Below are 22,183 nucleotides of genomic sequence, written 5' to 3'. Positions count from 1 at the left end.
GCGCGCGGGATCCTTTACAGCAGGGTGCGTTCAATCACCCAGTAGATACCGATCAGCGCGATGATCAGCGACCCCGTGACCGAGACGGCGCGGAACATGACCGGATACTCGGTCACCATCTCTTCGGGGCCCTCCAGACCCGCGCGGCGCGCGCCGGCAACCGCCAGCCACAGCAGCACAAAGGCGATGGCGATCACGGTCAGCTGCCCGACCTCGACACCGACGTTGAAACCGATAAGCGCCGGCACGAATTGCCCCGCCGGCAGGCCAAATTCCCCCAGCACGGAGGCAAAGCCCAGACCGTGCAGTAAGCCAAAGCCAAAGATGATCGCGGGCCGCCATGTGTTGAGCCGGTGGAAGAATATGTTTTCGACCGCGACATAGACGATCGATGCCGCAATCAACGGCTCCACGATCGAGCCGGGGATATTCACCAGCCCCAACGCCCCTAGCGCAAGCGTCACCGTATGCGCCAGCGTAAACGCGGTGACCTGAAAGATCAGAGGGCGCAGATGCGTCGACAGGAAGAACAGGCCCAGTACAAAAAGGATATGATCCAGCCCCTGCGGCAGGATATGGTCAAATCCTACGGGAATATACGCGGCGAATGTGCCCCAGCCGGTCTGCTGATCACCGCCCGCGATGGCGATGGGCCCGCTGTCCTCACCGCCCGAGATAAACCCGGTGAAGGGCGCCGCGACCCCTTGCTGACGCACCACCAGATCACCGCCACCCTCGGGCCAGTTGACCGTCACGGCGCCTCCCTCGGGCAGGACGCCCGAAAGGATCCACACGCTGCCGCGCGGCAGGCTTTCGGGCACATCGTCCGGCACCGTCAGGCTTTGCGTGCTCAGCGTGACGGGCGCGCCGTCGACGCTGAGCAGCGGGAGGGCGTTCCAGCGCTCCAGAATGGCCGGGGCTCTGGCGGCGATCTCGTCGCCGGGCAGCGCGCGCAGGGCGTCGTAGTCATCCGATTGCGCGTCTTCGTTGATATCCTCAAGACCGTCGAGGTCGATGCCCGCGGCAAACGCTTCGAGGTTGATCTCGATCTGCATCTCGACGGCGCCATCGGTCACAGCCAGATCTGCGATCGTCGGCAAGACTTCATGCGCGCGCGCGGGCAGGCTTGACAAGGCCAGCACAAACATCAGCTTGGTCAGCAGGAAGAGGGAACGGTTCAACATGTTTGGTAAATACCTTATAGCACTTTGCTTTTGCGCAGCACTTGGCACAACCGCTTCTGCGCATGAGTTTTGGATTGAACCCGAGGAATATCAAGTTGAAACTGGTGAGGCCGTCGTGGCAAACCTGCGCAACGGTGAGCTTTTTGACGGATCGCGGCAGTCATTCTTTCCCCGCAACAACACCCGGCTTGATTTTGCCCTTGGCGATGAACTGGCGCCGGTTGAAGGGCGGCTTGGGGACCGCCCCGCAATTCAAGTGCCCGCGCCCCTGCAGGACGGGCTGATGGTGCTGCTGCATGAGGCGGCGCCCTCGACCCTCACCTACCGCAGTTGGGAGAAGTTTCTGAAGTTCGTCGATCACAAGGATTTTGCCGACGCGGTGGCGACACATGAGGCCCGGGGTTGGGCCAAAGAGGATTTCAAGGAGACCTATACCCGCCATTCCAAATCCCTCGTGGCCGTCGGGGACGGTGAAGGGGCGGACCGTGCCTTTGGGCTGGCGACCGAATTTGTGGCGCAGGACAATCCCTATGCGGTCGATTTCGACGGTACGATGGACGTGACGCTTTTCTACGGGGATGTGGTGCGGGGGGACGCGCAGGTCGAAGTCTACGAAAAGGATGCGCAGGGCGAGGTAAGCGTGACTGTGCTACGGACAGACGCCGGTGGCGCGCTGGCGGTGCCGGTGAAATCCGGGCACAGCTACCTGCTGGATGCGGTCGTGCTGCGTGAGGCGGCGGGCGCCACGTCCGCCACGGACGGCCCCCTGTGGGAGACGCTCTGGGCCGCGCTGACCTTTGCGGTGCCCTAAGCGGCTTGCGTCCAACCGGTGCGCGCGGCAAAAGGCGCGATATGACAGAAAACGCGGACATCCTGTGCATCGGCTCCGTCCTGTGGGACGTGATCGGCCGCTGTGATACGCCAATGCGGCAGGGCAGCGACATGCCGGGCCGTATCACGCGGCTGCCCGGCGGCGTGGCGCTCAACATCGCGATGGCGCTCAAACGCTTTGGCCTTGCCCCTGCCCTGCTCAGCGCCGTGGGGCGCGACACCGAAGGGGATGAATTGATCGCCGCCTGCCAGGCGCGCGGTCTGGGCACCGATCTAATCTACCGCTCCGACGATTTGCCGACCGATCAATACATGGCGGTCGAGGCGTCAAACGGTCTAATCGCGGCCATCGCGGATGCGCATTCGCTTGAGGCGGCGGGCGATAAGATCCTGCGCCCACTGGGCGATACGCCCTACACCGGCGCCGTCGCGCTGGACGGAAACCTCACGGTCGATCTGCTGGCGCGCGTGGCGCGCAGCCCGCTGCTGGCGCAGGCGGATCTGCGGGTGGCGCCCGCCTCCCCCGGCAAGGCGCTGCGCCTCGCGCCGTTTCTGGAAACCGGGCGCGGCACGCTCTACGTCAATCTCGAAGAGGCCGGGCTGCTGTGCCAGACCCATTTCGACAGCTCTGACGCCGCCGCCCGCGCGCTGCTGGCACGCGGGGCCGCGCGCGCGGTCGTCACCGACGGGGGCAACCCGGCAACGGTCGCGGGTGCGCAGGGCGTGGTCACACAGACCCCGCCCGCCGTTGCCGTGACGCGGGTCACCGGTGCGGGCGATACCTTCATGGCGGCCCACATCGCGGCAGAGCGGCGCGGGCTGACCGACGATGCGGCCCTGTCCGACGCGCTCGCCGCCGCCGCCCTTTATGTTTCAGGAGAGACCAAGATATGATCCCCATCGTCCGCTCCGACGAGGTCACGACCGCCCTTGCCGAAGGTGCCGCCATCGTCGCCCTCGAAAGCACGATCATCACCCACGGCATGCCGCATCCGCAAAACCTTGAGGTGGCGCGACAGGTCGAGGCGGATGTCCGTGCCAAGGGCGCCGTGCCCGCCACCATCGCCGTCATCGACGGCACGCTGCACATCGGTCTGAACGCAGACCAGCTCGAAGCACTGTCGCAGGCCAAGGGCGTGGCCAAGCTCAGCCGCGCGGACATGGCCGCCTGCATCGCCACCGGCGGCACCGGGGCCACGACCGTGGCCGCCACGATGATCGCGGCGCATCTTGCGGGCATCCATGTCTTTGCCACGGGCGGCATCGGCGGGGTGCACCGGGGGGCCGAGAACAGCTTTGACATCTCTGCCGATCTGATGGAGCTGGCGCAAACCCCCGTGACTGTTGTCGCCGCCGGCGCCAAGGCGATCCTCGACGTGGCCAAGACGCTGGAAGTGCTGGAAACGCAGGGCGTGCCGGTCATTGCCGTAGGGCAGGACATGTTCCCGGCCTTTTGGTCGCGCGGATCGAAACTCAAGGCGCCGCTGCGCATGGATGATCCAGCCGACATCGCACGGGCGCACCGGATGCGCGCGGCCCTTGGCCTGCCCGGTGGGCAGCTGGTGGCCAATCCGATCCCCGCTGACGCTGAGATTGCCGCCGAAACGCTGGCCCCGATCATCGCGCAGGCCCAGAACGACGCGACGCGCGCGGGCATCACCGGCAAATCCGTCACCCCCTATCTGCTGCAACGCATTTTTGAGCTGACGGAAGGTGCGTCGCTTACGGCCAATATCGCATTGGTGCGTAACAATGCCCAATTTGCGGCCCAGATCGCCATCGAGTTGCGCGACAAGGGCTGATTTGCCGGCCGCAGCCATTGTGGCCGATGGCGCTTGCGCTTAGCTATGGGGCATGAACGAGACAGGCGCCGCATTCCGATGAATACCCCTTCGACCCAGATCCCGCCCCTCCGCCCCGGCGGGGGCTTATCGCCGGGCTCAGGGCAAATTTTCTGACCGGTCTTATCGTGATCGCCCCCGTCGGCCTCACCATCTGGCTGATCTGGAGCGTTGTGGGCTGGATCGACGGATTCGTGCTGCCGCTTGTGCCGAACGCGTGGCAGCCCGATCATCTGATCCAGACCTATCTGGGCCTCGATCCGTCGGTGCAGATCAACATTCGCGGCATCGGCGTAGTAATCTTCCTGCTGTTCACCTGCCTCATCGGGTGGATGGCCAAGGGGCTGATCGGCCGGTCCTTCATCCGCTTCGGCGAAAGCCTTGTGGAGCGGACGCCGGTCGTGCGCTCGATCTATTCGGGCATCAAACAGATCTCCGAGACGATCTTTGCCCAGTCGGAGCGCAGTTTCGAGACCGCCTGCCTGATCGAATATCCGCGCCGCGGCATCTGGGCCATCGGATTTGTCTCGACCACCGCCAAGGGTGAGATTGCGCAGAAATCCGGCGGAGATACGGCGATGATGTCGATCTTTCTGCCGACCACGCCGAACCCCACATCCGGTTTTTTGCTGTTCCTGCCGGCCAGTGATGTCATCACCCTCGACATGAGCGTGGAGGATGCCGCGAAACTGGTGATTTCGGCGGGCCTTGTGTACCCCAATGCCAAGGCGTTTGAGAATGGCGCGCCGCCGATTGCAGATCTGAACGCGCGCGGCTGACGCTCAGGCGAACATCGCGCGCAGATCGACGCTGCTTTTCTTTCCGATGTTGTCGATATCGTCGCGCAGGAAGCTTTCGGCAGCGACGATGCCCGCTTCCTTGAGCTTTTTGATGACCGCCGGATTGGGCACCAGTTTCGTCGCCGCCGACAGTTGCGCCATCAACGCGTCATCGGCAATCATGTGGATCCGCACCCGGCTCATGCGATCGCTTGGCATCGTGCCCTCGTCGATCAGGCGCTGCACGAATTCAATCGCGCGCAGCTCCCGCAACAGGCTTGAGTTGAAGCTGATCTCGTTGATGCGATTCTGGATCTGCTGCGGCGTCGTCGGCACCTCGTCGCGCTCAAGCGGGTTGATGTTGATGATGACGATATCGTCCGGCAAATTGGCCTCGAACAGCGGGAAAAGCGCGGGATTACCGGTAAATCCACCGTCCCAGAACGCCTCGACCCGGTCGGTCGTCTTGTCAAAGATCTCGACCGCCTGAAACACCGTCGGCAGGCAGGCGGAGGCCATGAGCGCCTCGGGTCCGATCTCATCCCCGCTGAACACGCGGATCTTGCCGTTGCGCACGCGTGTGGCGCCGACAAAGAACAGCGGCGCCTGCCCGTTGCAGATCGGATCGTAGTTGAACTTGGTCACGATGTCGCGCAGCGGGTTGGCGTAGAACGGCCCGTAGCCATAGGGCGACATCACCCGCGTGAGGTTGTCACCAACGATATAGGGCAGCGAATTCTCGATCTGCGTGCTCAGCGCCCTGAGGCCAAAGGGCGCCATCCAATCCGCCATGCGCAGATCATCGGTGCCCGCCACCTGCGCCCAGAGCCAATCAAGGTTTTCGCGCGCCCCCTCGCGCCCCCCCGTAACCATCCCCGCCTTCAGGGCCGCGCCATTCAATGCCCCCGCCGAGGTGCCGGAAATCCCGCAGACCTCCAGATCGTCTTCCTGCAAGAGACGGTCCAGCACGCCCCAGGTAAAGGCCCCATGCGCGCCGCCGCCCTGAAGGGCGAGGTTGATCTGCTTCTTGCTGGCCATTGGTTATTTTCCTTTTTGGCGGGGCGTGCCCGCTGCGTGATCGACACCCTGCGGAATCGTTCGATTATGTAATAAAAATTCCCGTATCGGTTGACACGTCAAACGGGAATATCGTTCATGGCACGGAGCGCTCAGGCGTTGTCTAGCTGGGGATGGACCATGACACAAGAAACCGACATTCTGGATTGCTGCATTGTGGGCGCAGGCCCGGCGGGATTGCAGGCGGCGTATCTTCTGCGCAAGAAAGGCCTGCGGGTAAAGCTGCTTGAGCGTGGCGACGGCGTCAGCGGATTTTTCCGTAAGTTCCCGCGCCACCGCAATTTTATCTCGATCAACAAGGTGCACACCGGGCTTGACGACGCGGACGCGCGGCTGCGCTACGACTGGAACAGCCTGCTCAACGACGAGGGGCTGGAGGTGCGCGACTTCACCAAAAGATACTTTCCCAAGGCTGACGACTACGTGCGCTATCTTGAGCGGTTTGCCGAGACCCTCGAGGAGGAGATCGTGCTTAATGCCGATGTCTGCCGGATTTCGAAAACCGACGATGTGTTCACCCTCGCCTGTGCGGACGGGCGCCGCTTTGACGCGCGTCACGTGGTCGTCTCCTCCGGTGTCACGCAACCATGGCTGCCGGATGTCGAGGGCGTCGAGCTGACCGAAAATTACATGGATTTCGACGCCACGCAGGAAAGGTTCGACAACAAGCGTGTGCTGATCCTCGGCAAGGGCAACGCCGCCTTCGAGACCGCACAAAAGATGATCGAACACGCGGCAGCCATCCATGTGATGAGCCCGAACCCGATCAAATTTGCCTGGAACACGCATTTTGTCGGCCACGTGCGCGCGGTGAACACGCAATTCATCGACACCTACCAGCTGAAATCGCAAAACGCCGTGGTCGACGCAAACCCGGTCCGCATCGAGCGGGACGGCGATACCTACCTTGTGCACGCGCGCATGACCGCCGCCGAAGACCACGAGATCGTTCTGCGCTACGATCATGTCATCTGCTGCACGGGCTTTCGCTGGGATGCGAGCATCCTCGACGCAGACATCCGCCCCGCCCTGCGCCATTTCGACAAATTCCCCGAAATGACCCCGCAGTGGGAGGCGAAATCCACGCCGAACCTGTGGTTTGCGGGCACGATCATGCAAAGCCGCGATTTCAAGAAAACCATGTCGGGATTCGTGCACGGGTTTCGCCATAACATCGCAGCACTTGCGCATTTCATCGCCGAACGCGCGACGGGGGCCGCCTTGCCCAGTGATCGCATCGACGTCGACGGCCCCGCGCTGGTCGATACCATCATCGACCGCATCAGCCTGAGTTCGGCGATGTTTTTGCAGCCGGGCTTTCTGGGCGACGTGATCCACGTTGGTGGGCCGCAGGCGGGCACACGCTATCGCGACATGCCCGTACAATGGCTGGCGGAAAACCCTGCGTTCCTGAGCGAGGATGCGCTGGTCGTGACGCTTGAGTTCGGCAATTTTGGTGACACGCCCACCCACGTCAAGCGCGCGCATACCGCTTACGAGGGCGAGCCCGATCCCTTCATCCACCCGGTGATCCGCCACTACCGGGCCGGGGAATGCGTGGGGCAGGTTCATCTGTCGGATCACCTTGACGCCGATTGGCGCCGGATTGACGACAAGGAAGAGACGGCGGGCACAGTGACGGCCATGACCTTCGCCGATCTGGGCCAGACGTTGCCTATTGCCGAAGTCGTGCGCGCGCAAATCGACGGGTTTCTGACGACGCAGGGCCTGCGCACCGCCTTGGCCGCCGAATAGCGCCTTGGCCCTTGACCGAAAGCGGTCAGGGGCCGTCGCGCTCAAAGGGCGGTCCAGCCGCCGTCGACGCTGATGTGCGTGCCGGTGATCTGATCCGCCGCGGCCGAGCACAGGAAAGCCGCCGTGCCGCCCATCTGCTCCACCGTCGCGAATTCCTTGGACGGTTGACGCTTGAGCATCACGTTCTTGATCACCTCCTCGCGGCCCATGTCGTATTCCTTCATGGTGTCGGGGATCTGCGATTCGACAAGCGGCGTCAGCACGTAGCCGGGGCAGATCGCGTTTGCGGTAATCGGTTCCTCCGCGGTTTCAAGCGCGGTGGTCTTGGTCAGGCCGATGATCCCGTGCTTGGCCGCGATATAGGCGGATTTATAGGGCGAGGCCGTCAGACCATGCGCCGAGGAGATATTGATCACCCGGCCCCAACCCGCCTTGCGCATCATCGGCAGGGCGGCGGCGGTGGTATGAAAGGCCGAGCTGAGGTTTATCGCGATGATCGCATCCCATTTTTCGGTCGGGAATTTGTCGATGGGCTCCACATGCTGGATGCCCGCGTTGTTGATCAGGATATCGCAGGCGCCGGCCTCTTCGATCAGCTTGCGGCATTCCTCGCCCTTGGACATATCGGCCTTGATATAGCGGGCCTTAACCCCCGTGACATTGGCGATCTCTTCGGCAAGCGCGTGATCTTCCTTGCGGTCGGTGAAGGAGTTGAGAACCACATCGGCCCCCGCCTGCGCCAGCTGCTGCGCGATCCCCAGCCCGATGCCGGAGTTCGAGCCCGTGATGATCGCGGTCTTTCCGCTGAGATCGTAGGTAAGTGCCATGGATGCGTTCCTGTCCTGTGAGTTTGACGTTTTATGCCGCGATGCAGCTAGAATGCCAATGCGCGGGGGGCCGAAACGTTCCTGCGTGCAGAACACAGCCCTGTCAGCGCCAAAAAAAAACGCCCGCACAAGGCGGGCGTCAAGTTATTGAGGCAGGTTTCATACAGGCAAGAAACCTATCGAGCAGTGCCTTATGTATACTCAACTAACCGCGTGAGTCCAAGTATAAAGTTTGCGCCATCCAGACGGGCGCGCTAAAGCTTTAAGTAATAAAAAAAAGGGCAGCGCAGGATTGTTTCGAAAATGACTTCTGATTTTTTCCAGAAGACGCGGGGCGTTGTCGCCGTTTCTTCACTGATTCTCTGGGGAATCGCCGCTGGCGCTTCCCCGCAGCACGGGATTTCGATGTATGGGGCGCCCGCCCTGCCCGCCGATTTCGGCGCGCTGCCCTATGTCAACCCTGATGCGCCCAAGGGCGGGGTGATCACGCTGGGCAATACCGGCGGCTTCGACAGTCTCAATCCGTTTGTGCTCAAGGGCACAGTGCCGTGGCAGCTTGGCTTTTTCACCCATGAGACGCTTATGGGCCGCTCATTTGACGAACCCTTCACGCTTTACGGTCTTCTGGCCGAGACGGTCGAGACGGACGCAGAGCGGAGCTGGGTCGAATTCACCCTGCGCGACGGCACGACATTTTCGGACGGCAGCCCGCTGACGGTGGACGATGTGATCTTTTCGTTCGAGCTTCTGGGCACCGAGGGCCACCCGCGCTACCGCACGCTCTACACCCAGATCGAGCGGATCGAGCAAACCGCAGAGCGCAGCGTCCGCCTGACCTTCAACACCCCCAACCGCGAGCTTGCCCTGCTCGCGGGTATGCGTCCCATCATCAGCCGCGCACAGTGGGAGGGGCGCGATTTCGCCAATGCCCCCGTGCAAGAGGTGCCCGTCGGCTCCGGGCCCTACACGGTCAGCGACTACGAGACCGGGCGCTTCGTCAAGCTGACCCGCAATCCCGACTATTGGGGCGCGGATGTCCCCTTCCGGCGCGGAACTCACAACTTTGACGAAATTACGCTGGATTTCTACGGCGATAGCAAGGTTCTGTTCGAAGGGTTCAAGGCCGGCGAAATCTCTGCCGTGCGCGAATTCAACGCCGAGACATGGGCCAGCCAATATACGTTCCCTGCCGTGACGCGCGGCGATATCGTCAAGACGGTCGTGCCACACGAAAAACCGTCCGGCATGACGGGATTCGTGATGAACACCCGGCGCGCGCCCTTTGACGATTGGCGCGTGCGCGATGCGCTGATCCAGGCGTTCAATTTCGAATACATCAACGACACGCTGACCGGCGGCGCGCAGCCGCGCATCACGTCCTATTTTTCCAATTCCGTTCTGGGCTATGTGCCCGGCCCCGCCGTGGGCCGCGTTGCCGAAATGCTGTCGGCCTATCAGGATACCCTGCCGCCCGGCACGATCGAAGGCTACGCGCTGCCTGTCGCCGATGGCTCTGCGCGCAACCGTGCGGGGCTGCGGGCCGCAACAGCGCAGTTGCAGGCCGCGGGGCTCAGCGTCGAGGACGGCACGCTGCGGCGCGGGGACGGCACGCCCGTCGCCTTTACCATCCTGATCCAGAAAGGCAGCACCGAAGACATCGCCATCGCCGAACTCTACGGTCAGGCGCTTGAACGGTTGGGCATTGCCGTCACCATCGACGCGGTGGATGACGCACAGTATTTCGCACGCACCGGCAGTTTTGATTTCGACATGACGACCTTTCGCCGTGCGCTGTCGCTGAGCCCGGGAAATGAGCAGAAGTTCTATTGGGGCAGCGAGGCCGCCGATCAGGAAGGGTCGCGCAATCTGATGGGCGCGCGCAATCCAGCCATCGACGCGATGATCGAAACGATGCTGACCGCCCGCGAATCGGCGGATTTCATCGCGGCCACCCGCGCGCTTGACCGGATCCTGACCGCCGGACGCTTTGTGATCCCCTTCTGGTCCTATACCGAGGGGCGTATCGCCCACGTCAGCGAGATGAAATACCCCGACACGCTGCCGATCTACGGCGACGGGCCGGAATGGATGCCCGGCGTGTGGTGGTGGGAGGCGGAGTAGTCGCCCCGCCAACCCGCCAGGATGAGACATGAGAGATAGCCGATGATCCGTAAACTCTGCGCCGAAGGTTTGGGCAGTGCGATGCTGCTGATCGCGGTCATCGGGTCGGGGATCATGGGGGAGTCTTTGGCGCAGGGAAATGCGGCGGTCACGCTCTTGGCCAATGCGATTGCGACGGGGTGCATGCTTTTTGTCATCATCACCGTTCTGGGGCCGATTTCAGGCGCGCATTTCAACCCGGCGGTCAGCCTCGCGTTTCTGCTGCGCGGGCAGATCACGCGCCCTGCCTGCGCGGGCTATGTGGCCGTCCAGATCACTGGCGCATTCCTTGGCGTCTGGGCCGCGCACGCGATGTTCGATCTGCCGATCCTTCAGCTCAGCGAAACGCTGCACCGCACCGGCCCCGCGCAGTGGCTGTCGGAGATCCTCGCCACGCTTGGCCTCATGTTCGTGATCTTTGGCGGGCTGCGGTCGCGCCCCGACGCGGTGCCGGTGCTTGTCGCGCTCTATATCACCGGAGCCTATTGGTTCACCTCATCGACCAGCTTTGCCAATCCGGCAGTGACACTGGCGCGCGGGGTCTCGGACACGTTCGCGGGCATCTATCCAGGTCATATCGTGATGTTCGTCGTCATGCAGATCTTGGCCGTGTTCATCGCGCACGCCACGCTGCGGCCCCTGCTAGACGAGTGACGTCACCCACAGGATGGTCGCATCCTCGGCGGAGGTGGAGATCACGTTGTGCCCCATCGCCGCGTCATAATACGCGCTGTCGCCGCGCCGCATCTCGATGGGCTCGTAAAACTCGGTAAAGAGTTTGACCACGCCGGTCAGCACGTACAGGAATTCTTCGCCGTCGTGGCGCACCCAGCCGTCGAACTCCTCCATCGCGCGGGCACGGATGCGGGCGCGATAGGGCAGCATCTGCTTTTTGCGCAAGCTGTCGGCCAGCAGCTCGTGCTCGTATGTGGTCGTGGCCTTTGCCGTCCCCTCACCCATCCGCGTCAGCGCCATGCGCCCGTTGATCTGATCCGACGCAGGCGGCGTAAAAAGCTGCGGGATCGTGATCTCAAGCCCCACGGCCAGCTTTTTCAGCGCGTCATAGGTGGGCGACATCTGCCCGTTTTCGATCTTGGACAGGGTGGATCGGGCAAGGCCCGCCTGACTTGCCGCCTGCTCAAGTGTCCAGGCGCGCGCCTTGCGCAGCTCGCGCACACGCGCGCCCAGATCGACGGGCGGCACCGTATGGTGTGCGCCGTCCTCGCGGGCGAGCTGGATCATGGATTTGGGGGCATCATCTGTCATTGAGATATCTATAGGCTCAGCGCCTGCGCCTTGCAACGCGCGCGCGCAGCGGCTAGCGACTAAACCCATGCAGTCGTTGACAGACCCCAGCCCGCAACCGCCCTGCCCCGCGCCGTTCAACATGGCCGCCCATGTGCTGCGCCACGCGCCACGTCTGGGCGACAAGACGGCGCTGTGCATCGTCGGTGCTGCCCCCGAAGTCTGGAGCTACGCCGATCTGCACGCGGCCGTTCTGGGCACCGGTACGGGGCTTTTGCGCGCGGGCGTAACCCCCGGTGACCGGGTGCTGATGCGGTTGGGCAATACGGTGGATTTCCCGCTCGCCTACCTTGCCGCGCTGGCCATCGGTGCGGTGCCCGTCCCGACCGCTGCCGCGCTCACCACGCGCGAAGTCGCCCCGATGATCGCGGCACTCGATCCGCGTGTGATCCTCAGCGACCCGGATGTGCCCTGCCCCGACGATCCACGCAGTATTTCGCGCGAGGATCTGCGCGCCATGCGCGCCCTGCCCGCGGCCGACGTGCACATGGGCGATGCGGATCGCCCCGGCTATATCATCTACACCTCCGGCACGTCCGGGCGCCCCCGCGCGGTGGAGCACGCGCATCGCGCGATCTGGGCGCGGCAAATGATGTTTGACGGCTGGTACGGTCTGCGCGCCGACGACCGGGTGATGCACGCGGGCGCCTTTAACTGGACCTATACGCTGGGCACCGGGCTCATGGATCCCTGGACCATGGGTGCCACGGCGCTGATTCCCGCGCCCGGTACGAAGGCCACGGATTTGCCGACACTGATGGCCGACAGCGGTGCCACGATCTTTGCCGCAGCACCCGGAGTCTACCGCCAGCTGACCCGCGCGCCCGTCCCTGCGCTGCCCCGTCTGCGCCACGGGTTGAGCGCGGGCGAAAAGCTGGCTGATGTGACGCGCGCGGCGTGGCAGGACGCCACCGGCACGCCGATCTTTGAGGCTTACGGGATGTCGGAATGCTCCACCTTCATCTCGGCCAGCCCCGCGCGACCCGCCGCCCCCGGCGCGCTGGGATGCGCGCAGCCGGGACGGCGCCTTGCGCTGATCGAAGGTGGCACCCCCGTGGCGCGCGGCGCAGAGGGTACCATCGCCGTGCACCGCACAGATCCGGGTCTGATGCGCGGCTATCTGGACGCCCCCGATGAGACGGCGGCGAAGTTCGCCGACGACTGGTTTTTGACCGGCGACCGCGCGGTGATGGATGCGCAGGGCCAGATCACGTACCTGGGCCGCGACGACGATATGATGAACGCCGGGGGCTTCCGCGTCTCCCCGCTTGAGGTTGAGCAATGCCTGACCGCGCATCCCGACATCACCGGTGCTGCCGCCGTGGAAGTCACTGTCAAGGCGGGGGCCAGCGTGATCGCGGCCTACTATACCGCCGCCGCGCCACTGGACGAGGACGCCCTGCACCGATATGCCGAGGCCAATCTGGCGCGCTACAAACAGCCGCGCCTTTATATTCATACCGATGCCCTTCCCACCGGGGCCAACGGCAAATTGCTGCGCCGCCAGCTGCGCCAGCGTTTCGAGGAAAACACATGACCCAGACCATCAAGCTCGACATCATGTCAGACCCGATCTGCCCGTGGTGCTATATCGGCAAGGCGCATCTGGACCGCGCCCTGTCCCAGCACCCCGATCACCCGTTCGAGATTGAATGGCATCCCTTCCAGCTCAACCCCGATATGCCCGCCGAGGGGATGGACCGCCGCGCCTATCTGGAGGGTAAATTCGGCGGCAAGGAAGGCGCCGTGCGCGCTTATGCGCCGGTGGTAGAGCATGCTGAAAAAGCCGGGCTCAAGATCGATTTCGAGGGGATGAAGCGCACCCCCAACACGATCAACGCCCACCGGCTGATCCATTGGGCCGGCATTGAGGGGCGCCAGACTGCCGCCGTCTCCGCGCTGTTCAAAGCCTATTTTGTCGAATGTCGCGATATCGGGGATGCCGAGGTGCTGGCAGACATCGCCGATGCGATCGAGATGGACGCAAGCGTCGTCACCCGCCTTCTGGGCACCGACAGTGACCTCGACGACATCCGCCAGCGCGACGCGCACAGCCGCTCGATGGGCGTGAATTCGGTGCCGACCTTCATCGTCGGCGGCCAACACGCGGTGCCCGGCGCACAGCCGCCCGAGCTTTGGGCCAAGGTCATCGCGGAGCTTACCGCAGAGGCCGGGGACTAATTTGCAACAATTTTGGGCGACCTGTTGCGGCGGCGGTCGTTTTTGCTGGCCGCACGATTCGGTCGCCGATACTCTGCTCGGATACGGGGCGTTCAGACCCCGGTGAATGAACCCGACGGGTCAGGCAGGCAGTGTGAATCAGACGCCCGAAAGAGGCGCGTTTCAAATATCGAGCGGTACGCGGCGTCCCGGGACGGACCCGCCCGCAGCCCTTCCAGATCACGCGGTGTGAGGCGGATCAGAAAGGGCACCCAATGCTGACAGAAATTTCATCGCGAACCGTGCTGACCTACGGCTCATTCGACATGTTCCATCAGGGCCACGCGCGCCTTTTGCAACGGCTTGCCCGCATGGGCACAGAGCTGATCGTGGGATGCTCAACCGACAGCTACAACGCGCGCATGGGCGTTCCCGCCGTACAATCCTACGCGCAACGCCGACTGATGCTGGAAAGCTGCCGCTTTGTCGATCGCGTGATCGCCGAGCATGAGTGGGAGCAAAAATACACCGATATCGTGAATTACAACGTCTTCATCTTTGCGATGGGCGAGGAATGGGCGGGGCAATTTGATCATTTCGAGGATGTCACCCGCGTGACCTATATTCCACGCGCGGAACTGATCGGCGCCCGCCAGCCGTTCCATGACGTCGCCCCCCTGCCCGCGCTTCAGGCCGTTGCCGCAGGCTAGGCTGCGCGCTTAGCCCTTGAACAAATTGACAATTGTCAGAACCACAACCTTGGGTTATCGATAACCAAGGGAATAATCCCGCAAGCCGTGGAGCGTTCCCGTGACCCAGCCAGACCAGCCTTTTGCGATGGGACGCGCCGAATTCGTGGCGCTCATTGCCTTGATGACGGCGAGCGTCGCCTTTGCCATCGACGCCATGCTGCCTGCCCTCCCGGACATTGCGGCTGAACTGAGCCCCGGCGATCCCGAACGCGCCCCGCTGATCCTGTCGACCTTCCTGCTTGGCATGGGGTTGGGCACGTTTGTGGCCGGTCCGATCTCGGACGCGTTGGGGCGCAAACGGGTGATCCTGCTGGGCGCGCTTTTGTATTGTGTCGGCGCGATTGGTGCGTGGTTTGCCGATACGCTGACGCCGATGCTGATCGCGCGGCTGGTGCAGGGCCTGGGGGCGGCCGGACCGCGCGTGGTCAGCATGGCCGTGATCCGGGACCGGTTTGCCGGCCGACAGATGGCGCAGATCGTATCGATTGTGATGATGATCTTTGTGCTGGTGCCCGCGGTCGCCCCGATGCTGGGCGCGCTTATCATTGCGTTTGCCGGGTGGCGTGGGATCTTTGTCGCGTTTGTTGTGTTCTCTGCGATCTACGTGGTCTGGATGCTGGTGCGCCTGCCCGAAACGCTTCCCCCCAAGGATCGCCGCCCGATGCGCGCAGCCCTGATGCGCGACGCGGTGGCCGAGATATTCCGCGACCGCATGGTGCGCCTGTCGATCCTTGCGCAGACGCTGGTGATGTCGATGCTGTTTCTGACCCTGATGCTGGTGCAGCCGATCTACGATACGGGCTATGGCCGGGGCGATGAATTTCCCTTCTGGTTCTGCGGGATCGCGCTGATTGCGGGTACGGCCAGCCTGCTCAACGCTGTGCTGGTGGTGCGCTTTGGCATGATAAACCTCACGCGGCTGGCGCTCGGCGTTCAGATCGTGATCTCGGCGGCGTTTGTGGCCTTCGATCTGGGTGCGGGACCAAACGGTTTCTATTTCTTCGTGTTCTGGCAGACCTGCATCTTTTTTCAGGCCGGGTTGACCATCGGCAACCTCAACGCGCTCGCGATGGAGCCGATGGGCCATATCGCCGGGATGGCGGCGTCTGTCATCGGCGCGGTCTCGACCGTGGGCGCTGCCGTGATCTCGGGCTTGGTGACCGCCCTGATCGGCACCGGGGCGTCGACGCTGTTTCTGGCCGTACTCGTGCTGGCGGCAGCCGGATCGCTGACGATGCTGCGCGTCAGCCGGACGGTGCGGTAGCGGCCCGTTTCCTGGCCGCTTTCTCCCGGGCAACGACGTGTTCCGCCAGATCGCGCGCGATGGCGAACGCGCCCTTGATCTTGTCCGTGTCGGTTTTCCAATCGCGCGCAACGACGATTCTGTTGTCCTTGACCTTTGCCTGACCCTTTTGCGCGTGCATGAACTGCACCAATCCCTCGGGAGAGGCGAATTTATCATTGTGAAACTGCACGACCGCGCCCTTGGGGCCGCCGTCCAGTTTGGCGATGCCTGCGCGTTTGCACATCGCCTTGATCCGCACCACCAGCATCAGCGTGTTGACCTCGCGCGGCAGCGGGCCAAAGCGGTCGATCAGCTCGGCGGCAAATCCTTCCAGCTCGACCTTGCGCGTAAGCTCTGACAGGCGGCGGTAGAGGCCCAGCCGCACGTCAAGGTCGGGCACGTAGTCCTCCGGGATCAGCACGGGCACGCCCAGATTGATCTGCGGCGCCCATTGCCCGTCGTCGTCCGTGAGGCCCTGAAGCTCGCCCGATTTGATCTTGGCAATCGCCTCCTCGAGCATGGATTGATACAGCTCAAACCCCACGTCGCGCATCTGGCCCGACTGCTCCTCGCCCAGCAGGTTGCCCGCGCCGCGAATGTCCAGATCCTGCGAGGCCAGCGTGAACCCCGCCCCCAGCGTGTCGAGACTGCCCAACACGCGCAGGCGTTTTTCAGCCGTTGCCGTCAGCTTGGCGCGAGGTTTGGTCGTCAGATACGCGTAGGCGCGCGTTTTCGAGCGCCCCACCCGGCCCCGGATCTGGTAAAGCTGGGCAAGCCCGAACATATCCGCCCGGTGCACGATCATCGTGTTCGCCGTGGGAATATCGAGACCGGATTCCACAATCGTCGTGGCCAGCAGAATGTCGAATTTCCCGTCGTAAAAGGCGTTCATGCGGTCATCGAGCTCACCCGCCGCCATCTGCCCGTGCGCCACGACATAGCTCAGCTCGGGCAGCTGATCCTTCAGGAAGGCTTCGATCTCCGGCAGATCGCTGATCCGCGGCACCACGTAGAACGACTGCCCGCCCCGGTAATGCTCGCGCAAAAGCGCCTCGCGCAGGGTGACTACGTCGAATTCCGACACATAGGTGCGGATGCTCAGCCGGTCGACGGGCGGCGTGCCGATGATGCTCAGATCGCGCACGCCGGTGAGGCTGAGTTGCAGCGTGCGCGGTATCGGCGTCGCCGTGAGGGTCAGCACATGCACATCCGTGCGCAGGGATTTCAGGCGTTCCTTGTGGGTGACGCCGAAATGCTGCTCCTCGTCGATGACCAGTAGGCCGAGGTTCTTGAACTTGATGGATTTTGCCAGCAGCGCGTGGGTGCCCACGACGATATCGACGGTGCCCTTGGTGATGCCGTCGCGGGTGGCGGCGGCATCCTTCGCGGTGACAAAGCGGCTCAGCTGGCGCACTTCTAGTGGGAAACCGCGAAACCGGTCGGCGAAGGATTTGTAGTGTTGCCGCGCCAGCAGCGTGGTGGGGGCGATCACCGCCACCTGCACGCCCGACATGGCGGCGACAAAGGCCGCGCGCATCGCGACTTCGGTCTTGCCGAAACCGACGTCTCCGACCACCAGACGGTCCATCGGATTGCCCGAGGTCAGATCGTCGATCACGTCGCCGATGGCGCTCAATTGATCGTCGGTTTCCTGATAGGGGAAGCGCGCCGAGAACGCGTCCCACATGCCCGGCGGCGGCTCCAGCACCGGCGCCTTTCGCAGCGCGCGCTCGGCAGCGATGCGAATAAGCTTGTCGGCCATCTCGCGGATGCGTTCCTTGAGCCTGGCCTTCTTGGATTGCCACGCGCCCCCGCCCAATTTGTCGAGCAGGCCCTCCTCGTGGCCGTATTTGCTCAACAGTTCGATATTCTCGACCGGCAGGTACAGCTTTGAATTCTCGGCGTATTCGAGCAGCAGACATTCGTGTGCCGCACCTGCGGCGGTCACCACCTCCATGCCCAGATAGCGCCCGATGCCGTGATCGACGTGCACCACCAGATCGCCGGGCGTGAGGCTCTGCACCTCGCTCAGGAAATTCTCCGCACGCCGCTTGCGTTTCGGGCGGCGGATCAGCCTGTCACCCAGCACATCCTGTTCCGAGATGACGGTGATCTTGCCGTCCCGCCACGGCGCTTCGAACCCGTGCTCCAACGGCCAGACGACCAGATGCAGGCCGCGTTTGCCCAGCCGTGTGGCGTCGGGGATCGGGATCGCCTCGGCCAGCCCTTCGTCCTCGATGAGCCCGCTCAAACGCTCGCGCGCGCCGTCGGAATAGCTGGCGATGACGACGGAGCCATCCGCAAGCTTGGTCTTAACATGTTTGGCCAAAGCCCCGAAAAGGCTGATGGATTCCTGCTGGCGTTCGGGGGCAAAGTTTCGCCCGATGCGCCCGCCCGCATCCGTCACCCCCGGCCCTGTGGCCTGAGGCAGTGGCGCCAGCTGGATCACGCGGTGCCCGGCCACGGCGGCCTCCCACGCGGCGTCGTCCAGATAAAGCCCCCCGGCAGGTGCGGGTTTGTACACGCTGTCCATGCGCCCGCGCGCGGACATCGCGATCTTGCGCGTCTCGTATTGGTCCGCCACGCTTTCCCAGCGCGCCAGCCGCACGGGCGTGACCTGATCGTCGAGGGTGACGGGCACGCCGGGCAGATAGTCAAACAGCGTTTCCAGCGTTTCATAGAAGAACGCCAGCCAATGCTCGGCGCCCTGATGTTTGCGCCCCGCCGAAATCGCCTCGTAAAGCGGATCATCGGTGCCCGCCGCACCAAATTCGATGCGGTAGTTCTGGCGAAACCGCGTGATCGCCGCCTCATCGAGGATGACCTCGCTCACCGGCGCGAGCTCGATCTGGTCCAGCTTTTCGGTGGTGCGCTGGGTCGCTGCATCAAAGCGGCGCGCGCCGTCGAGCACATCGCCGAACATATCCAGCCGTACCGGCCCCAGATCGCCGGGCGGGTAGATGTCCATGATGCCACCGCGCACGGCGTAGTCGCCCGGCTCCATCACCGTGGGGCTTTGCACAAAGCCCATGCGTACCAGAAATTCACGCAGGCCCCGCTCGTCGATCCGGTCGCCCACGCGCGCGCGGAACGCGGCGTCGCGCAGCACATCGCGGGCGGGCAGACGTTGCGTCGCCGCCCCCAGCGTTGTCAGCAGCACGTAGCGCGCGGGCATCCCGTGCACCAACCCCGCCAGTGTCGCCATGCGCTGCGCCGAGATATCGGCGTTGGGCGATACCCGGTCGTACGGCAGGCAATCCCAGCCCGGAAAGCGCACGACCGGCATGTCGGGCGCGAAAAAGCGCAGCGCGCTCTCAATCGCGGCCATGCGTTTGTCGTCGCGCGCCACGTGGATCACGGGGCCGTCCGCGCGCGCGATTTCATTCAGGATCAGCTGTGCGTCAAACCCTTCGGGCGCGCCGGAAACGGTGATATGGGCGGGATCAGTCATGCGGCTGACATGGCACAGCGCGGGCGCGTGTCAACCGCCAAAGGGGCCGACGTTGAGGTTCTGATACATCCCCCAAAGGGCGGTCACAAAGATCGAGATCATGCCGATGATCTGGGTATATAGCCGGTGGCGCATCAGCCGCTTGCGCAACCGCTCGCCGCGCGCGTCCTCTTCGCGGATCAGCCGCGCGGTCGACAGGCTCAACAGCCCCACCAATGACAGCGGCACGCCCAACAGCGTGAGCGCCTGCGCAAATTCATTGCCGTAGACAAAGCCCAGCAGCACCAGCATCGTCAGGAAGAAACACGCAAACCCCGCCAGCCAAAGCCCCGACATCTGCGCGATATAGAGCAGGCGATTGGTGTTGATGCGCACCAGATCCTCAAGGTCGGCCTCGTATTGCCCCTCGTGCCGCTTGGCGCGCAGCACCATGTCAAAGGGCACGCCCAAGACGTAGTGGCTGGTCGTCGACCACACCACGGCAAGCACGATCCAGAACCACAGGTTCGAGAAGGATCGCATGTCGATAAGTTCGAAAAGGGTCTGGTACCAGTCCAACGGGCCGCTCGTGTTTTGCTTTTGCGTTGTTCTAGCGGCACGGGAGGGGCGAGACCACCCCTTGAGACACGCAAAAATACGTGTCAGCCTAGATTGACAGCTTATCACAGGACACCGCCATGCAGCCGATCAACGCCCCCTTCCCCGCAACCCGCCTGCGGCGCACCCGCCAAAACGCAGGCATCCGCGGTCTGGTGCGCGAAAACGCCCTGTCGGCGGGCGATTTCATCTGGCCCGTCTTCGTGCGCGCGGGCGAGGATATCGTCGAGGAAATCCCCTCGATGCCCGGCGTCTATCGCCGCTCGGTCGACCGCATCGTGGAGGCCGCGCAAGAGGCGTGGGATCTGGGGCTCGGCGCGCTGTGCCTGTTTCCCTACACCGGGCTGGAAGAGCGCACCGAGGAGTGCGCGGGCGCCTGGGATCCCGACAACCACGTCAACCGCGCCATTCGCGCGATCAAGGCGGTGCTGCCCGATCTGGTGGTGATGACGGATGTGGCGCTTGATACCTACAACATCAACGGGCACGACGGTTTTGTGGTGGATGGCGAGATCGTCAATGACCGCACGGTCGAGGCGCTGGTCAAAATGGCGGTGGAACAGGCGCGCGCGGGCGCCGACATCATCGGCCCGTCGGACATGATGGACGGGCGCGTGGGCGCGATCCGCAAGGGGCTTGAGGAGGCGGGCTTCGACAAGGTGATGATCCTCAGCTACGCCGCGAAATACGCAAGCGCCTTCTACGGCCCCTTCCGTGATGCGGTGGGCGCGTCGGGCGCGCTGACGGGCGACAAGAAAACCTACCAGATGGATTACGCCAATTCCGACGAGGCGCTGCGGCTGGTCGCGCGCGATCTGGCCGAGGGTGCGGATATGGTCATGGTCAAACCCGGCATGCCCTACCTCGATATCTGCCGGCGGGTAAAGGACGCGTTCGGCGCGCCGACCTTCGCCTATCAGGTGTCGGGCGAATACAGCATGCTCAAGGCCGCCGCCGCTGCGGGCATGCTGGATGAGGAGCGGGTGATGATGGAAAGCCTCATGGCCTTCAAACGCGCGGGCTGCGACGGGATCCTCACGTATTTCGCGCCCGCCGCCGCGCGGGTGCTGGCGGGCGACTGAGTCCCATTCGCATCACTCGGCCGCATTGTCCGCAGCCCCCTTGCGCAATGCGGTCGCCGCACGCTCTAATAGCCGCAGCGCGCCCGCCAAATGAGGCGCGCGAGGTATTCGAGCGTGAGGCCCCCCATGTCCTATCTTCTGGAACCCGTTGTCGGGATCTGCCGGTTTTCCTTTTGTGGCAAAGGCGACTGGCGCAGCTACCGCACCGCCACCACCGATGACGCGATTGAGACGACGCGCCTTGTCACGGCAACGCAGCTCTACACGCCGGAGCGGATGGCCCTGCGGTTTCATTTGTTCGAACACTTCCTGCTGCCCTCGCTCGAGGCGCAGACGGATCCGAATTTCATCTGCATCGTGCTCACCTCCGATCTGATGCCCGACACCTATCTTGAGCGGCTCGACGCGCTCTGCCAACGCTCGCCCCGGATCGAGCTGCGGGTGTCGTCCGAGGCGACGGTTCATGCGGCGATCTGGCCGCGACTGGCCGAGCTCAACGCCCAAGCGGGCCGCCCGCTGGTCAATTTCCGCATCGACGACGATGATTGCCTGTCGCGCGACTATGTGCAGGAGTTGCGCGGCTACATGACCCGTCTGGGCGACCGCATGCCCATCGGCTACAGCCGTGCGAACGGGCTGGTGGTCACGCATTACGCTGAAGACCGCTGGCCGCAGATCTATCAGGCGAACCTGCCCTTCAACTCAATGGGCACCGCGATCCGGGTGCACGGCGAACGCACGATTTTTTCGTTCGGGCACAACGCGCTGCACAAACGCTTCCCGGCGATCGTCGACAACTCCGGCATGGGCTATATCTCGATCAAGATCGACGGGCACGATTCAGAGCCGATCAGCATGGCGATGCCCCATATCCGCAATTCGCACAGCCCGGTTACAGCCGAAGAGGCCGAAACGATCTTGGGCAAATGGTTCTCCTTCATCGGCGCGGAGGCGGGCAGTCTGCACGCAACCTTGCTGGCGCGGATTGCAGAGGCGGCGATGCTTGCGGCCCCAGGTCGTGCACAGGACGCGGCCTGAGCCGGCAAAACCCCGCGCAAACGGCGGATTTCCCCTGACAGGGCGCCGTTTTTCGCCTA

At 63.6% G+C, this 22,183-nt stretch carries 19 protein-coding genes; 13 read left to right on the top strand and 6 right to left on the bottom strand.

Going from position 1 to position 22,183, the window contains the following annotated elements; all coding sequences use genetic code 11:
• Window positions 1-14: 14 nt before the first annotated feature.
• Entirely contained in the window at window positions 15-1,184 is a 1,170-nt protein-coding gene (locus KDD17_RS06705; protein ID WP_212705840.1) for a HupE/UreJ family protein, read from the bottom strand.
• On the opposite strand from KDD17_RS06705, the gene KDD17_RS06700 reads away from it, so the two are divergent.
• The 4 genes from KDD17_RS06700 (at window position 1,183) to KDD17_RS06685 (ending at window position 4,635) form a co-directional block, all read left to right on the top strand.
• On the top strand, window positions 1,183-1,995 hold the full coding sequence (locus KDD17_RS06700; protein WP_212705839.1) for a DUF4198 domain-containing protein: 813 nt from the start codon (window positions 1,183-1,185) through the stop codon (window positions 1,993-1,995). The two genes, KDD17_RS06705 and KDD17_RS06700, sit on opposite strands and share 2 nt — an antisense overlap.
• A gap of 41 nt (window positions 1,996-2,036) precedes the next feature.
• The gene (locus tag KDD17_RS06695) at window positions 2,037-2,909 is read left to right on the top strand and encodes a PfkB family carbohydrate kinase (RefSeq protein ID WP_212705838.1); all 873 of its coding nucleotides are present in this window, start codon (window positions 2,037-2,039) and stop codon (window positions 2,907-2,909) included.
• Window positions 2,906-3,817: a pseudouridine-5'-phosphate glycosidase gene (locus KDD17_RS06690; protein WP_212705837.1), complete on the top strand. Its 912-nt coding sequence runs from the start codon at window positions 2,906-2,908 to the stop codon at window positions 3,815-3,817. The genes KDD17_RS06695 and KDD17_RS06690 overlap by 4 nt, the downstream gene beginning before the upstream one ends.
• 128 nt (window positions 3,818-3,945) lie before the next feature.
• Entirely contained in the window at window positions 3,946-4,635 is a 690-nt protein-coding gene (locus tag KDD17_RS06685) for a DUF502 domain-containing protein (protein ID WP_212706173.1), read from the top strand.
• A 3-nt stretch (window positions 4,636-4,638) separates the two neighbouring features.
• Here KDD17_RS06685 and KDD17_RS06680 read toward each other — a convergent pair whose 3' ends face one another.
• Window positions 4,639-5,673, bottom strand: coding sequence for a patatin-like phospholipase family protein (locus KDD17_RS06680; RefSeq protein WP_212705836.1), 1,035 nt, complete (start codon window positions 5,671-5,673; stop codon window positions 4,639-4,641).
• A gap of 159 nt (window positions 5,674-5,832) precedes the next feature.
• On the opposite strand from KDD17_RS06680, the gene KDD17_RS06675 reads away from it, so the two are divergent.
• Entirely contained in the window at window positions 5,833-7,467 is a 1,635-nt protein-coding gene (locus KDD17_RS06675; RefSeq protein WP_212705835.1) for an NAD(P)-binding domain-containing protein, read from the top strand.
• 41 nt (window positions 7,468-7,508) lie between these two features.
• On the opposite strand, the gene KDD17_RS06670 is transcribed toward KDD17_RS06675, so the two are convergent.
• Window positions 7,509-8,294 carry a 3-hydroxybutyrate dehydrogenase gene (locus tag KDD17_RS06670; RefSeq protein WP_212705834.1) on the bottom strand — a complete coding sequence of 262 codons (786 nt, stop codon included), beginning with the start codon at window positions 8,292-8,294 and terminating at the stop codon, window positions 7,509-7,511.
• A 303-nt stretch (window positions 8,295-8,597) separates the two neighbouring features.
• On the opposite strand from KDD17_RS06670, the gene KDD17_RS06665 reads away from it, so the two are divergent.
• On the top strand, window positions 8,598-10,415 hold the full coding sequence (locus KDD17_RS06665; protein ID WP_212705833.1) for an extracellular solute-binding protein: 1,818 nt from the start codon (window positions 8,598-8,600) through the stop codon (window positions 10,413-10,415).
• A 42-nt stretch (window positions 10,416-10,457) separates the two neighbouring features.
• Window positions 10,458-11,108 (top strand): aquaporin, encoded by a 651-nt coding sequence (locus KDD17_RS06660; RefSeq protein ID WP_212705832.1) that lies wholly within the window; start codon window positions 10,458-10,460, stop codon window positions 11,106-11,108.
• On the opposite strand, the gene KDD17_RS06655 is transcribed toward KDD17_RS06660, so the two are convergent.
• Window positions 11,097-11,720, bottom strand: coding sequence for a helix-turn-helix domain-containing protein (locus tag KDD17_RS06655; RefSeq protein WP_212705831.1), 624 nt, complete (start codon window positions 11,718-11,720; stop codon window positions 11,097-11,099). The genes KDD17_RS06660 and KDD17_RS06655 overlap by 12 nt on opposite strands.
• A 67-nt stretch (window positions 11,721-11,787) precedes the next feature.
• Here KDD17_RS06655 and KDD17_RS06650 point away from each other — a divergent pair, with 67 nt between their 5' ends.
• From KDD17_RS06650 to KDD17_RS06635, 4 genes are all read left to right on the top strand, one after another.
• Entirely contained in the window at window positions 11,788-13,296 is a 1,509-nt protein-coding gene (locus tag KDD17_RS06650) for a class I adenylate-forming enzyme family protein (protein ID WP_212705830.1), read from the top strand.
• Complete coding sequence (locus tag KDD17_RS06645; RefSeq protein WP_212705829.1) at window positions 13,293-13,940, top strand: DsbA family oxidoreductase; 648 nt, start codon at window positions 13,293-13,295, stop codon at window positions 13,938-13,940. The genes KDD17_RS06650 and KDD17_RS06645 overlap by 4 nt, the downstream gene beginning before the upstream one ends.
• A gap of 254 nt (window positions 13,941-14,194) precedes the next feature.
• Window positions 14,195-14,629 (top strand): adenylyltransferase/cytidyltransferase family protein, encoded by a 435-nt coding sequence (locus KDD17_RS06640; RefSeq protein ID WP_212705828.1) that lies wholly within the window; start codon window positions 14,195-14,197, stop codon window positions 14,627-14,629.
• A gap of 100 nt (window positions 14,630-14,729) precedes the next feature.
• Window positions 14,730-15,935: a multidrug effflux MFS transporter gene (locus KDD17_RS06635; RefSeq protein WP_431358146.1), complete on the top strand. Its 1,206-nt coding sequence runs from the start codon at window positions 14,730-14,732 to the stop codon at window positions 15,933-15,935.
• Here the strand turns inward: KDD17_RS06635 and mfd are convergent.
• Window positions 15,916-19,407 (bottom strand): transcription-repair coupling factor, encoded by a 3,492-nt coding sequence (mfd, locus tag KDD17_RS06630; protein WP_212705827.1) that lies wholly within the window; start codon window positions 19,405-19,407, stop codon window positions 15,916-15,918. The two genes, KDD17_RS06635 and mfd, sit on opposite strands and share 20 nt — an antisense overlap.
• Before the next feature lie 30 nt (window positions 19,408-19,437).
• Window positions 19,438-19,965 carry a component of SufBCD complex gene (locus KDD17_RS06625; protein WP_212705826.1) on the bottom strand — a complete coding sequence of 176 codons (528 nt, stop codon included), beginning with the start codon at window positions 19,963-19,965 and terminating at the stop codon, window positions 19,438-19,440.
• 119 nt (window positions 19,966-20,084) lie between these two features.
• On the opposite strand from KDD17_RS06625, the gene hemB reads away from it, so the two are divergent.
• Window positions 20,085-21,086 (top strand): porphobilinogen synthase, encoded by a 1,002-nt coding sequence (hemB, locus tag KDD17_RS06620; RefSeq protein WP_212705825.1) that lies wholly within the window; start codon window positions 20,085-20,087, stop codon window positions 21,084-21,086.
• A 126-nt stretch (window positions 21,087-21,212) separates the two neighbouring features.
• The gene (locus KDD17_RS06615; protein WP_212705824.1) at window positions 21,213-22,124 is read left to right on the top strand and encodes a glycosyltransferase; all 912 of its coding nucleotides are present in this window, start codon (window positions 21,213-21,215) and stop codon (window positions 22,122-22,124) included.
• The last annotated feature ends 59 nt before the right edge of the window (window positions 22,125-22,183 follow it).

It is taken from the genome of Sulfitobacter albidus (assembly GCF_018200035.1).
In the GTDB taxonomy this organism is placed as follows: domain Bacteria; phylum Pseudomonadota; class Alphaproteobacteria; order Rhodobacterales; family Rhodobacteraceae; genus Sulfitobacter; species Sulfitobacter albidus.
This window is presented reverse-complemented; position numbering and strand designations above follow the sequence as displayed.

Coding starts and splice junctions, on each gene's coding strand:
- KDD17_RS06705 (WP_212705840.1), bottom strand. CDS start 1,184: ATGTTGAACCGTTCCCTCTTCCTGCTGACCAAGCTGATGTTTGTGCTG.
- KDD17_RS06665 (WP_212705833.1), top strand. CDS start 8,598: ATGACTTCTGATTTTTTCCAGAAGACGCGGGGCGTTGTCGCCGTTTCT.
- KDD17_RS06675 (WP_212705835.1), top strand. CDS start 5,833: ATGACACAAGAAACCGACATTCTGGATTGCTGCATTGTGGGCGCAGGC.
- KDD17_RS06615 (WP_212705824.1), top strand. CDS start 21,213: ATGTCCTATCTTCTGGAACCCGTTGTCGGGATCTGCCGGTTTTCCTTT.
- KDD17_RS06650 (WP_212705830.1), top strand. CDS start 11,788: ATGCAGTCGTTGACAGACCCCAGCCCGCAACCGCCCTGCCCCGCGCCG.
- KDD17_RS06695 (WP_212705838.1), top strand. CDS start 2,037: ATGACAGAAAACGCGGACATCCTGTGCATCGGCTCCGTCCTGTGGGAC.
- hemB (WP_212705825.1), top strand. CDS start 20,085: ATGCAGCCGATCAACGCCCCCTTCCCCGCAACCCGCCTGCGGCGCACC.
- KDD17_RS06690 (WP_212705837.1), top strand. CDS start 2,906: ATGATCCCCATCGTCCGCTCCGACGAGGTCACGACCGCCCTTGCCGAA.
- KDD17_RS06640 (WP_212705828.1), top strand. CDS start 14,195: ATGCTGACAGAAATTTCATCGCGAACCGTGCTGACCTACGGCTCATTC.
- KDD17_RS06700 (WP_212705839.1), top strand. CDS start 1,183: ATGTTTGGTAAATACCTTATAGCACTTTGCTTTTGCGCAGCACTTGGC.
- KDD17_RS06670 (WP_212705834.1), bottom strand. CDS start 8,294: ATGGCACTTACCTACGATCTCAGCGGAAAGACCGCGATCATCACGGGC.
- KDD17_RS06660 (WP_212705832.1), top strand. CDS start 10,458: ATGATCCGTAAACTCTGCGCCGAAGGTTTGGGCAGTGCGATGCTGCTG.
- KDD17_RS06655 (WP_212705831.1), bottom strand. CDS start 11,720: ATGACAGATGATGCCCCCAAATCCATGATCCAGCTCGCCCGCGAGGAC.
- KDD17_RS06680 (WP_212705836.1), bottom strand. CDS start 5,673: ATGGCCAGCAAGAAGCAGATCAACCTCGCCCTTCAGGGCGGCGGCGCG.
- mfd (WP_212705827.1), bottom strand. CDS start 19,407: ATGACTGATCCCGCCCATATCACCGTTTCCGGCGCGCCCGAAGGGTTT.
- KDD17_RS06645 (WP_212705829.1), top strand. CDS start 13,293: ATGACCCAGACCATCAAGCTCGACATCATGTCAGACCCGATCTGCCCG.